This window comes from Vibrio sp. Vb1574 (genome assembly GCF_033338675.1).
The window spans coordinates 33395-44702 of sequence record NZ_JAWOTC010000045.1 but is presented as its reverse complement, the minus strand read 5'-3'; the positions used below and the strand labels follow the sequence as shown (position 1 = coordinate 44702).

General features: G+C 46.2%; 13 protein-coding genes. 5 read left to right on the top strand and 8 right to left on the bottom strand.

The window, feature by feature from the left end:
• Positions 1-59: 59 nt before the first annotated feature.
• Together R7O12_RS20325 and nqrM are read left to right on the top strand one after the other, a co-directional pair.
• Positions 60-566, top strand: coding sequence for a NifB/NifX family molybdenum-iron cluster-binding protein (locus R7O12_RS20325; protein ID WP_005373923.1), 507 nt, complete (start codon positions 60-62; stop codon positions 564-566).
• A 1-nt stretch (position 567) separates the two neighbouring features.
• Positions 568-777: a (Na+)-NQR maturation NqrM gene (gene nqrM / locus R7O12_RS20320; RefSeq protein WP_318126314.1), complete on the top strand. Its 210-nt coding sequence runs from the start codon at positions 568-570 to the stop codon at positions 775-777.
• Here nqrM and R7O12_RS20315 read toward each other — a convergent pair.
• Entirely contained in the window at positions 755-1567 is an 813-nt protein-coding gene (locus R7O12_RS20315; RefSeq protein WP_318126312.1) for a phosphotransferase, read from the bottom strand. The two genes, nqrM and R7O12_RS20315, sit on opposite strands and share 23 nt — an antisense overlap.
• Positions 1568-1754: 187 nt before the next feature.
• Here R7O12_RS20315 and R7O12_RS20310 point away from each other — a divergent pair, with 187 nt between their 5' ends.
• Positions 1755-1949: a hypothetical protein gene (locus tag R7O12_RS20310; protein ID WP_005373920.1), complete on the top strand. Its 195-nt coding sequence runs from the start codon at positions 1755-1757 to the stop codon at positions 1947-1949.
• A 75-nt stretch (positions 1950-2024) separates the two neighbouring features.
• Here R7O12_RS20310 and fusA read toward each other — a convergent pair whose 3' ends face one another.
• The 5 genes from fusA to R7O12_RS20285 all read right to left on the bottom strand — a co-directional run bounded on the left by fusA (position 2025) and on the right by R7O12_RS20285 (position 8736).
• On the bottom strand, positions 2025-4049 hold the full coding sequence (gene fusA, locus R7O12_RS20305) for an elongation factor G (protein ID WP_025768000.1): 2025 nt from the start codon (positions 4047-4049) through the stop codon (positions 2025-2027).
• A 293-nt stretch (positions 4050-4342) separates the two neighbouring features.
• The gene (gene dgcA, locus R7O12_RS20300; RefSeq protein WP_222716443.1) at positions 4343-5335 is read right to left on the bottom strand and encodes an N-acetyl-D-Glu racemase DgcA; all 993 of its coding nucleotides are present in this window, start codon (positions 5333-5335) and stop codon (positions 4343-4345) included.
• A 50-nt stretch (positions 5336-5385) separates the two neighbouring features.
• The gene (gene dgcN / locus R7O12_RS20295; RefSeq protein WP_222716472.1) at positions 5386-6390 is read right to left on the bottom strand and encodes an N-acetyltransferase DgcN; all 1005 of its coding nucleotides are present in this window, start codon (positions 6388-6390) and stop codon (positions 5386-5388) included.
• A 101-nt stretch (positions 6391-6491) separates the two neighbouring features.
• On the bottom strand, positions 6492-7373 hold the full coding sequence (locus tag R7O12_RS20290; RefSeq protein WP_005387199.1) for a LysR family transcriptional regulator: 882 nt from the start codon (positions 7371-7373) through the stop codon (positions 6492-6494).
• 154 nt (positions 7374-7527) lie between these two features.
• On the bottom strand, positions 7528-8736 hold the full coding sequence (locus tag R7O12_RS20285) for an MFS transporter (RefSeq protein WP_017635140.1): 1209 nt from the start codon (positions 8734-8736) through the stop codon (positions 7528-7530).
• Positions 8737-8937: 201 nt separating this feature from the next.
• Here R7O12_RS20285 and soxR point away from each other — a divergent pair, with 201 nt between their 5' ends.
• Positions 8938-9372, top strand: a complete 435-nt coding sequence (gene soxR, locus R7O12_RS20280; RefSeq protein ID WP_005373898.1) for a redox-sensitive transcriptional activator SoxR — start codon at positions 8938-8940, stop codon at positions 9370-9372.
• Between the two features lie 9 nt (positions 9373-9381).
• Here soxR and R7O12_RS20275 read toward each other — a convergent pair whose 3' ends face one another.
• A complete protein-coding gene (locus R7O12_RS20275; RefSeq protein WP_005373896.1) occupies positions 9382-9777 on the bottom strand; it encodes a DUF2391 family protein in 396 nt (131 codons plus the stop codon).
• Positions 9778-9790: 13 nt separating this feature from the next.
• A complete protein-coding gene (locus R7O12_RS20270) occupies positions 9791-10636 on the bottom strand; it encodes a tetratricopeptide repeat protein (RefSeq protein ID WP_005373890.1) in 846 nt (281 codons plus the stop codon).
• A gap of 200 nt (positions 10637-10836) precedes the next feature.
• Between R7O12_RS20270 and R7O12_RS20265 the strand changes: the two genes are divergently transcribed.
• Positions 10837-11307, top strand: a complete 471-nt coding sequence (locus R7O12_RS20265) for an ASCH domain-containing protein (protein WP_318126311.1) — start codon at positions 10837-10839, stop codon at positions 11305-11307.
• Position 11308: the final 1 nt, after the last annotated feature.

The window sequence follows — 11308 nt, the reverse complement described above, 5'->3', positions numbered from 1 at the left end:
GTCGCAAAAAGTTTAGTTGAAGGTCATGCATTAGTTTTTCCGAATGAGGAGTCAAACTTATGATTTATGCTATTCCTAATGATGGTGAGCGGGTGGCAAACCACTTTGTAAAAGCACCATACATTGCTATTTATTCTGATACTGACGGTATGCTAAAAAACTTAGCGAACATTGCTTCTATGCCACAAGCGGGTTGTAATGCGAAGTCTCAGTTGATTCAGTCTCTACAAGGGTACAACGTGGATGCTGTTCTTGTGCGAAATATCGGTGAACGTGTATTGGCAAAGCTACTTAGCAGTGGCACGCCAGTATTTAGGCTGTCTACTCGTAGTTCCTTGGAAGATGTGCTTGCGGTTCCAAGAGAGCCTTTGATTGAGCCCTCTCAAGGACGCCCATCAAACAATCATAAGAAAAGTGTTCACAAACAAAAAGGCGGCTGCGGCTCCTGTGGTTGTGGTGGCCAAAAATCAAAAACCTCCTTGTTGGCAAGACCTAAAGCGCTACTCAAAGCAACATCTAGCCCTGCTATACTTAAGCTAGAGTCGATGGCTAATAAGGCAGGTTAATATGGTTTGGTTATTTACCTTTCTTGGTTTTCTCGCAATCATTTTGTTGATGTCACTTGGTGTCATTTTTCATAACAAGCGTATTCAAGGAAGTTGCGGCGGTTTAAACAAAGTCGGTGTTGATAAAGTATGCAACTGCGAAACCTCATGCGCAGAACCTGAAAGGCGTTTACATCAAATCTCAGAGCCTAACTCATCACCTGAGCACTAAGGCTTTTGGCCCATTGCGGCAAGGTTTGCCGAAACCAGTCCAAATACTTGCTGGTCTGCGGATTCTCTCTGGAGACCAGTATGTTGACTACCTCGACAACGATCCACGCTTTTGCTAGTCCGATATCGCGCGCCAATGCTGTTGTTTCACCTTTCTCTGCGCACTTTATATACTTGCCTGCTACGTTCAAGTAATCATCAAATGTGCCCATGCCCTCGATGAGCGGCGCTAAATCTATCGAGACATGCCCTGTAGAGAAGCGCTCCCAGTCGAACAGCACCAGCTCGCCATTTCTACGCTGTCCCCAGTTTCCAGCATTCGAGTCTCCGGAGATCAAGTTCTGTCCATCGAAAAGGTGCGCCGATCGTTGTTGGAGGTTGTGGAAGAACTGTTCTGTCTCTGAGCCCAGTTCAAGTGTTGCGAGTGCTTGTTGGGTCGCTTGTGGTGTCCACTGATGGCGGTGATAAATACCATCTGATATTGGTGGAAGTTGGTGCAGTTTGACGAGTTGTTCAATGACTCGAGGATCTTCAAGTAAGAATGCTTGCTCGACTGCGTGGGGAACGTATTCAATGTGCAGAACGTTTTTCTGGTCGTCGAGTTGAATCAAGCGCGGTACGTGTATTCCAAGCGCGTTAAACTGCTCGGCATAGCGTTGATAAAACGCCACTTCTATTTGAGTAGGGTTACGTTTTTCTATTACTTGGACGCCATCTTTTTCGATGAGAAAAACTTTGGCACTGCCCATTTGGTTGAGTTCTTGTTGCGACACCGGACTTCCTGTGTTCATGTAGAGAAATCTCACCTTAATCGCTGCACTCACGTTTGCCAATAGCCACGACAAAGTGCCTCAAAAATATTAAATGCAACCGTTTAAATATGATTTTGCTGTGAGTGTCTAAATTTTACACAGTCTCGCCTGTACTCCGATAAATTCGTTCTACGCTTACTATTCGTCTTAATAAAGGAGAACCAAAATGGCTGTAATGAAGCAGGATATTCCAAATCGTGTAACGGTTTACCATGACAATATCGATCAAGAACAAGAGCTGAAAAATGCGATGCTGCCAGAGAAACCGCGCTACTTTAACGGTGCTCCGACTTACAAAGCGAACAGCATCGAAGAGTTTGAAAGCAAAATCAGTCAGATAGGTTTGTCTCTCGATAAATAATTTTTCTTTTACCTAAAAGCGCCTTCAAAATGAGGGCGCTTTTTTGTTTATGTGATTGATTTGAATCTTAGGGAATTAACCTTGTTGTGTACTGCCTTGGCAGACCTGTTTTTGCACTGCTGGTGGCGCGGGCTCGTAATGGCTTAAAGTCATACTAAAACTGCCTTCACCACCCGTGATAGCTCGTAATCGACGAGCGTAATCTTGCAACTCGTTTACTGGCGATTTGGCTTTCAACAACGTGAATTGGCTATCAATCGGTTCGGTGCCTTCTATTAATCCTCGATTACCTGACAAATCCCCAGACACGTCACCGACGTTTGTGGTTGGGACGTGTAACTCCATTTGGACAATTGGCTCCAGCACAATAGGATCGGCGTTGTTAATCGCATCTAAAAAGGCTTTCTTACCTGCGATGACAAACGCAATTTCTTTCGAATCGACGGAGTGATATTTACCGTCATAAACGGTGACTTCCACATCCTTAATTGGGTTGCCAGAAATCGCGCCTTCCTCTAACGCTTGCAAAATACCTTTTTCTACAGCAGGAATGAGCGCGGTTGGGATGGCGCCACCCACCACTTTGTTGATGAACTTAAATCCGACACCACGTTCGAGTGGACGAACCTTCAATTGCACTTCACCAAACTGGCCTGCACCGCCACTTTGTTTTTTGTGTCGATAATGCCCTTCGGCAGGTTTGGTGATGGTTTCAAAGTATTCGACGCTTGGTTGGCAGGTTTCGACGTCCAGTTTGTACACGTTCGCCATCTTTTCTAATGCGACTTTGAGGTGAAACTCCCCTTGGCCGCTGATGATGGTTTCGTTGGTGCGAGCGCGATGTTCGATGCGCAGCGAAGGATCTTCACTGGCAATTTTATTCAGCACATCTCCTAATTTTTGCTCATCTCCACGCTTAAGAGGCTTCAAGCACAAAGAATACATGGAGTCAGGAAGGTCCAACGTTTTGAGTTGAACACCATCTTCTTCGTGAGAGTCATGAACGATTGAATCGAATTCGAGATCATCCACTTTGGCTAAAACGCAGAAGTCGCCTGCAAGCGCGCGAGGGATCTCGGTTCTATCTTTGCCCTGCAGTTGATATAAGTGCCCAACTTTAAATGCCTTGTTGCTTTCGCCAATATAAAGCTGGCTGCCCGCATTGATTTCACCCTGATACACACGTAAGTAGGCAAGTTTTCCCATATATGGGTCGACGCTGACTTTGTACACGTGTGCGACGGTGTGCTCTAAGGTTTCGCAATTTACTTTGATTTTTTTGCCGTTCTTTTCCAGTAGAGGAGGGTTACCCTCGTTTGGCATGGGCATGATCTCCGCCAAGGTGCGCAGCAGCAACTCGACGCCCGCGCCGGTTTGTGCTGAGACAAAACAGACCGGAATCACATGTCCAGTTCTCAGTGCTTCTTCAAACGGATCATGCAGTTGCTCTGCGGTGAGTTCGGAGCCTTGTTCCAGATACAGTTCCATCAGTTCTTCATCGACTTCGATGACTTGGTCAATTAAGGTCTCATGAGCTTCATCTACCGTTGCAAGTAAGGTTTCTCGTCCCAATTCTGGTTCGAAATAGCAGTCAACTACAGATTCCCCGTCAGCCGAAGGTAAGTTGATCGGCAAGCAGTGGTCACCAAAATGCTCAACGATGTTCTCCATCAATCTTTCTAACTGACTACCGTGGTTATCGAGCTTATTGATGATGATCATCTGACATTTTTGCTGCTCTTTTGCAAAGGTGAATAAGCGATCGGAAGTTTGGTTAAGTGGTGTTTGAGGGTCGATGACAAGGGCGGATGTTTCAACGGCAGGAAAAACGCTGATAGTACGGCCAAGTAACTCGTTTTGTCCCGGAGTGTCGATGATATTGAGCCGGTGTTTATTCCAGCGCAGTGCGACTGGCGTTGCTTCAATACTGTGTTGATATTGGATGGATTGAGGGTCGAAGTCGGTAACAGTATCGCCTTTTTCTACGCTGCCTAAATGGTGGGTGGCATCGCAGGTGAAGAGCAGTTTTTCTATCAGTGTGGTTTTACCGGTCCCGGTTTGACCGACAAAAGCGATATTGCGTATTTTATTGATAGGCATAAAGCCTCCTTGCAAGATGGCGTGAAAAACCTACGAATTGCTAGGAAGTGGGTTGTTATAGAAACCCACGCACTGCATTGGAGTAGGGCGGGATTACCGCCTATTCGTTTTCCACGTCATTTTCCGGATGACTCGATGCATAAGACCACCTTCTTGGACTACTGGAATCTTAGCATGCATCAATAACCATATAATTTATGTGACTTATTTCATGATGGGGCTGATTGTTTTTTAATCGAGATCATAAACTCAGAGGTTCTGACTTTTGGAGCAAAACCTCTGGATTGTTTAGGCTATTTGGAAAGAACGATTTCGCCGTCGCAATAAACCAAGCTTGGCGTTACATCTTGTCCGAGCAGCACCGGGCCATCAAGATCGACAACGCTTGCCTGAGCAGCAATGGGTAAGGCAGCACGCATCGCAAGCGACGTCCCCAACATACAACCGGACATGAGGCTAAAACCGAGTTTTTGGGCGTCGTCGGATAATAATAGTGCTTCAGTGAGCCCGCCAGTTTTATCTAGCTTAATGTTCACCATTTCATATTTGCCAACCAACTGATGCAATTGCTCTCTGGTGTGACAACTTTCATCGGCGCAAAGTGGAATGGGGTGCGGAATGCTGGCGAGTACGTCGTCGCAGTCTTGTGGCAACGGTTGCTCGATCATGGTGATATTAAACGGTTCGAGTTGAGCAAATACCGTCGCGAGGTCGAGGTTTTGCCACGCTTCATTCGCATCTAAGACAATTTGTGCGTGCGGCGCGGCATCGCGTACTGCTGCAACGCGCTCAATCACGTTTTCACCATCCAGTTTTACCTTAAGCAGTTTTGCGCCTTGGCTAAGGTAAGCTTGTGCCTGTTTTGCCATCGCTTGCGGCTTGTCGATAGAAACCGTCATCGCCGTCACAATCGCCTCGGGTAACGTAAAGAGGTCGTGAACCTGCTGCTTTTGGCTCAAAAGCGCGTGAAGATGCCAAAGGGCGCAATCCAATGCATTTCTTGCCGCCCCTGCGGGTAATAACGATTGAAGCTGGCTTTTGAGAACCATGACATCAGCTTCGCCTTTGGCATACAAACTTTGCAGCTCATGCGCGGCGTGAGAAATCGCCTTAATCACCGATTCAACCGATTCACCATAACGAGGGTATGGCGTGCATTCACCTTGGGCGATCATGCCTCGATGTTCAATTGTCACGCGGACTACGTGGCACTCTGTCCGACTGCCGCGAGAGATGCGAAATGGTGTCGCCATGGCAAGCGTGACAGGTTCTACATGAATTTTCATCTCACTAGTTTTCCCTAAACCACAGTTATTTTCTAAACCGTAAATGTTTCTTAAATCGTAAGGAGCCTATCTGCAACCGCATCAACGCCAAAACGTACAGGGTCGGTGACGGGCACTTGGTATTTGTCGCTCCAATCCTGGCATAACTGGGCTGCATCTTCTTCGCTGAGCGCCGAAGTGTTTAAGCAAATACCCACTAATTGAGCGTTTGGATTTGTTAGGCGAGCAGCGGCCAGATTCGCTTCTATCGTTTGTTCAATAGTTGGCAAGCTCGCATGTGGTAAGTTGCGGATGTGCGGGCGACCAATCTCATGGCACAGTATCAGAGCGTCAGCTTGTGCGCCGTGAAGTAAGCCCAAACTTACGCCAGCAAACGAAGGGTTAAATAACGAACCTTGCCCTTCGATGATGTCCCAATCGTGATCGGTGAACTCAGGGCTGATCGTTTCTACTGCGCCGGAGATAAAATCGGCAACTACGGCATCAATTGAAATGCCACTGCCTGCGATGAGAATTCCAGTTTGACCCGTTGCTTTGAACTCTGCGCGACAGTTTTTACGCTTTAATGTGTGCTCAATGGCGAGGGCAGAGTACATTTTGCCAACGGAGCAATCTGTTCCTACAGTAAGTACTCGCTTGCCTGCGCGAGCTTTGCCATTGCCGACCTTGAGCGGGGCATCATAATGGCGAACATCATACAGTTTGGTTAATCCACGTTGTTCTAGATCGGCAAGAGGAGCAAATTCCGCCAAACGTTGGTGCATGCCCGATGCAATTTCAAATCCCATCTCTGCCGCTTCAAGTAAGGTTGCTTGCCAAGCTTCGGGAATGACGCCTCCTGGATTTGCCGTGCCAAGCACCAGCGTTTTTGCTCCTTGCTGCTGCGCTTTTTGTAGTGTCATGTCGGTTAAACCAAGCGATACGGTTTCTGGCGTCAGGCGGATTTGGCCAAGACAAATCTCAGGTCGCCATTGATATATGCCACGCGCGGTTTTTGCTGCGAGTGGATCGGTTACGTCGCCAAGAAAGAGTAGGTAAGGTTGAGCAATTTGCATGATGGTTCCCTTCGTCATCGTTATTGCTCATTAATGTAGCCAGACTGATTTAGGAAACCGAATGCTTATTTGTTAGGCAGGTATAACTTCAGGTTATACCTTTAAACCATCTGTTGTTTTAGGGCGGTGATAAATTGCTTTGTCGCAATGGATTGAGGTGTGTGCTCTGCGAATAAAATAGAGACAGAGAAGGACATATTTGGCTCCAAAGCATGCACGGAAACGGCATTATCTTGGCGATATTGTTTTGCAGTCCAAGGGTCTACAATCGCGAATCCTGCTTCGTTTTTCACCAGTTCAGCCGCCGCGGAGTAGCTGCGGACGGTAATGGCATGTTGATAATGCTCGTCACGCGCTGACAAGGTTTGATGTAACAGCAAGCCCAGAGGGTCTCGGCTATCTAAACCGATAATGGGTAAATCGTGACTGATGAGTTCTTCTAAAATGACGGTTTTTTCTGCGGGTATCGCTGCGCTTTTAGGAGCGATCAGTGCTAAGTTTTCTTTCAATAACACGTGCCCCATGATCGCTGGTGGTGTTTCTTCACCGAACGCAATGGCGACATCCAGTTCATGTTTCAGTAAACCTGAGCACAGCTCATCGCGATTGGCCGTTAAGAGCTCAAAGGAGATGCTGTGCTCTTTCGATAACAACGCGACAGTCGGCGCTAACAAGTGTGCGGCCAAAACAGGCGGAGCACCAACTCGTAAATGTTGAGTTCCCTGTTTGACTTTGTTGGTCAGAGAGCGAAATTGTCCGAGTTGTTGATAGACTTTTTCAGCCTCTGGCAATAAGGCTTTGGCTTCTTGAGTGGGAACGAGACGGCCCTTTACACGCTCAAATAAAGCGAAGCTCAGTTGTTGTTCTGTATGGGCGAGAACTCGAGTGACATTAGGTTGGGAAACGTGCAGTAAGCGAGCCGCGCCTGACACCGTTCCTGCTTGCATAATGGCGTAAAAGACTTCTAATTGCCTTAAGTTCACTGCGATTTCCCCCTGCTCATGTTGGTCACTTCAGAATACCCAACCTTGCTGATAAGCGATAGAGGCAAAAGTGCTGGCGTAAAAAATAGGAAGACGATGTTGGTTGCCTTCCTATCTCGCTTTTTCAATTTCTCAACTTCTCAATTTCTATGCTTCACTTTGCTGCTGCATGAAGGGGCAGGTCGTTAAACGGCTCGACGTCTCGACTGAGTAATCCCATCAAAATCACTGCTAACACCATGACAGCAGCTGCGATTGCAAAACCGTATTGTGTTAGTTCGTAATGACTCAACATTGCAATCAGGACGTAACTGAGAGATTGAATGGTGGTGGCAAACATGCTGATGCCGCCATCGACGCGACCTCGTTGATGAACCGCTACGGTGTGATGCATCCAGTTGACTCTCGCAATGCGATTTAGCGCGTTAAATACGCCAAACAGCGCCGTAAACAATAAGATGGTCAGCGGGCTCATCGCAAAACTCATCCCGATAAGCGCAAAAGATACCATAACCATCGAAGCGAACATAATGTGGCTATGGGAGGCACGGCTTAGCACTTTGGTGACAATAAAGCCGGTTAGCAACGAACCGAGGCCAAAACTGATGTTGAACCCTGCAAACCAATCGCCAGAGATGCCTTGTTCAGAAAACCAAATCGGCACCAGTTTGCTCAAATACGTCAATGCAGGATAAGAGAGGCAAGAGAGCAGAATAAAGCCATAAAATCGGGGTTCGAGACGGAATATTTGTTTGCTCTCTTTGAGTTGCGCGATGAAAGCAACGGATTTTGACGCCCTTAATTGTTGGGTATAAGGCGTCAGAATATAGAACATCGCTGCTAACGCAGAGGCGCTGGCCGCAAACAAAGCAAACTCTTTCATACCCCACATTTCAAGCAAAACAATACCCAACGCGCCAGCTCCGAGGGTTGTGGATTGCATTACAATTTCTTGCTGACCCGAAATTTTCGCATACTCATGGTGCTGATAATTTTCTTGGGTGAAGGCGTTGTTGGTCGTCCATGCAAAATTACTCGAAACCCAATACACCAATTGCGCAAAAGCCAGCAACCAGTGTGACTCAAACCCTAACCAATAAGCAATGAACACCACCAAAGCCATACCCGATTGAATCCATTGATTGAGCACGAGTAGTACTTTGCGTGAATGTCGGTCAATTAAAGTGGAAAAGAAAGGCGTTGCTAGAAAAGAAATCGCGGTGCAGCTCAGAGAAACTAAAGCTACGAAAGTGCCCATGTTAGGTTCGGAAAGCATGACCCATGGCAGCGCCATCATGAATAAGCCAGAGGAGATACTGTCGAAGAAGCGGCCAGCTAAGTACGGCTGAGTTTTATTTTTCATTATGTTTGCCTCTAACTCCCGATGGATTTCAAAAGGTTGATGTCCAACTGTCTTGTGGTTAACAACCAAGTCGTTCGCGCTGAATACATTATCTTGAGATCGCCGGGGTTTAGCGTTAATTAAGATGGTGCAACTTTAAAACCTCAAGTAAACTTGAGGTAAAGCATTTTTTTAACAAAATTGATACGCAGGGAGTCAAGGATGGAAATCAGCGTAGGAGAAGTGGCAAAACGTTCTGGAGTGAAAGTATCTGCCCTACATTTTTACGAGCAAAAAGGACTGATTTCGAGCTGGAGAAATCAAGGTAATCAGCGTCGCTACCATCGCAGTGTGTTGCGCCGTGTTGCGGTGATCAAAGCAGCGCAGCAAGTTGGGTTGTCGTTAGAAGAAATTAAACATGCGTTAGATGAACTGCCGAAACACCAAGCCCCTAACAAAGCGCAATGGGAAGAAATGGCAAGCCATTGGCATGAACAGTTAGAACAAAAGATTCAAAAACTTAAAGCGTTGCAAAACGATTTAGGCGGATGCATTGGCTGCGGGTGCTTGTCGTTAGAAACCTGCGCACTGCGAAACCCAGAAGATGTATTAGGGAAAGACCACTCGGGGTCGAACTTAACGTTAGAAGAAGAGTAGCGATTATCTCTATTCTTTGTCGAAACTGTCGACTACGATCGCGCCCATCGAAGCAGGCATTGTGATGACGATAACGCGCTTTATCGCAACCAAAGGCTCATTCATGAGTGGCAGCTTATCAAGACAGAAAAGAACTAACGCTACCACAACGGCCGCAATGAGGTACGCGATAACCACACGAAAAATAAAGATGGATACGCGATTCTTGATGTGGCTTTGAAACACGCTTTGATACGCGAAAAAACTGAGGAAAATGACAGAAAGACTTAACAGCATGAGCAAGTTTGCCATTGGTAGGCTCTCACCCAATCGCCACGCCTCCTCCGAAAATGAGATCGGGACTGCTAGGGCAAAAGCACCAACCAATACTTGGCTAGCGTCTTCTAGATTAAAGTGGCTGCTCATGCTGTTTATTCCATTATTCGCTTGCTAGATGTAAGAGCTTTTCAAAACGCTCATTACCGTGCAGCAATTCGAGGTCTCGTTCTTCGGCAAGTAAATCACGAATGGATGGGCTGTATTCAATTGCGCGTTCCAAGTCTTCAATAGCTTGCTCTTCGATACCAAGGCGAGAGTATGCACACGCGCGTTGATACAGTGCAGGGCCGTTGGTGTAATCGACTTCAAGTACGCGGTTACAAATGCTAAGTGCCCAATGGTATTCGTTGATTTCCATCGCTGCGTCGGCTTTGTAAGTCAACGCTTCTAAATCACCTGGACGAATTAATAAGATTTCATCATAGATTTCAATACGTTGTTCTGGAGTTTGAGAGCTTTGTGCACGTAGCCATAAGTTATGGATCTCGTTGATTTTCTCAATCTCTTTGTTGTTTTCACTGATAATGCGAGTTTTGCGTTTTAAATCTCGCTCAAGGGCGACAAACTTTTTCTCGTATTCTTGGGCGATCTTCTCCAATCGTTTATCAGCCATCTCTTTGGTGTTGTGTTTAAACTCGCGCAGAGATTGCCATCCGACAAAGGCAATCAGCGATGCGACACCAGCAATGATGTAGAAGAAGTATGTAACGGTCACGTTGGCATAGTTCAACGATTTATCTGCGACCGTTAGCTCGCGATCGGTGATCTCTGTGATCATTCGCTTTTCTAGGCTTTGATAGTCCTGACGTAGCGCTTTTAGTTCATCTAAAATATAGCGTTCCATTAATGGTCTATCTAACAGATCCGATTCTGAATACTTTTCCTCCGATGCCATTGTTGGCAAGGCAAGTATCAGCGAGAAAAAAATACCAATAAATAAGCGCATATAACGTCCTTTCACGAGAAGAGTACAGATAGACCATGCAACAATAGCAAATAGCACAAACGTTTAGCAAAGTTATTACAAAAGAAATAACAGTCGTCTACGTAGAAGTCATATTCTTGTTGTTTTTCAGTTTGTTCCTGGTGGTTATTTGTTGTGATATCTTTTATCCTCCTTGCGAATTTATGATTAATGGAGTGAGCATGGACGCGCGAGCTAAGGATTACTTAGAACAATTCCTAGAATTATTATCACCAGAACAAAGGGAAGCTGTACCATCAGTCAGTGCTGACTATTATTGTGCCGACGAATACAACGCGAATGTATGCGCAGATTTGGTTCGTATTGGACAGAAAACAGCATCGTGCAGTTTGGAGCTTTGGTATCGAGAGCATGGTGAAATCATGCCCCAAGTCGGTCATTTACAAGTAGTGACGAATTGGGATGGGGACCCGGTTTGCGTGATACGAATTACTGACGTAAATACATGCAAATATGAGGATGTAACCGCAGAGTTTGCCTTCGCAGAAGGCGAAGGTGATAGAACCTTAAACTGGTGGCGTGATGCACATACTGCATTTTTTAAAGCTGAATGCGATGAGTTGAACATCGATTGGCATGAGAAACGTACGCTGGTTTTAGAGCGTTTTGAAGTGGTGTATCCCGTCAATTAAT